Source organism: Vibrio sp. 1401 (assembly GCF_033340295.1).
The window spans coordinates 1-662 of sequence record NZ_JAWOWF010000430.1 but is presented as its reverse complement, the minus strand read 5'-3'; the positions used below and the strand labels follow the sequence as shown (position 1 = coordinate 662).

1 protein-coding gene is annotated in these 662 nt (G+C 45.6%); it reads left to right on the top strand.

What is annotated here, in order from left to right; genetic code table 11:
* Window positions 1–283: 283 nt before the first annotated feature.
* Window positions 284–662: hypothetical protein (locus tag R7Z77_RS26050; RefSeq protein ID WP_411913218.1), on the top strand; the 379-nt coding region annotated here is incomplete at its 3' end.

Here is a 662-nt window from a genome sequence, read left to right as displayed (position 1 = left end):
ATTCCGGCGTCGGAATTGAAAAGATTATGGAGGAAATGGAGTCTGCCAGAACAATTAAAGAATTGATAAAGGTTTTTGGCTAGTTATTCATTGAATACGCTGGTGTTAGTCTAGCTAACCGACGCCAGCGGCCAAGTGTTTGGAAGGCGAGCCATCATAGAGTCAGTAGAGAGAGATACTTTTGGAAATCAATAGTATTATGATTGGTACAAATGAGTTGTAGCTCCATATTTTAAAGGGGGATTTCAGAGAAATGAAGAATAAGAAGGTAATAACTTTGATAATGGCCGCAGCCGCATCATGCTCGTCAGTCTACGCCGCGACATTACCGACCAGTGAGGTAGACGCATACATACTTGCGATGAACACCATGTCACCTATCACCGCAAAGTACACCATCCAGTACAAGCAAGCGGTTGAGCAGAAATGCAATACAGCCATGAGCGTTGAGCAGCTCAACTCAAAGGCATTCACCAATGTTGTCCAGGCAATGGTGAGTAGTGAGACCGTCGATAGAATGGGGCTTGATGCTGCTGGTGGATCACTCCAGGATACCCTGTCTGTGATCGGCAAGAACGTCACATGCAGTGACCTGAACGCGCCATTTAAAGCACTCTTGGATGATAAGGACTTCACCAGAAAGCATCAGCACCTATCGAAGG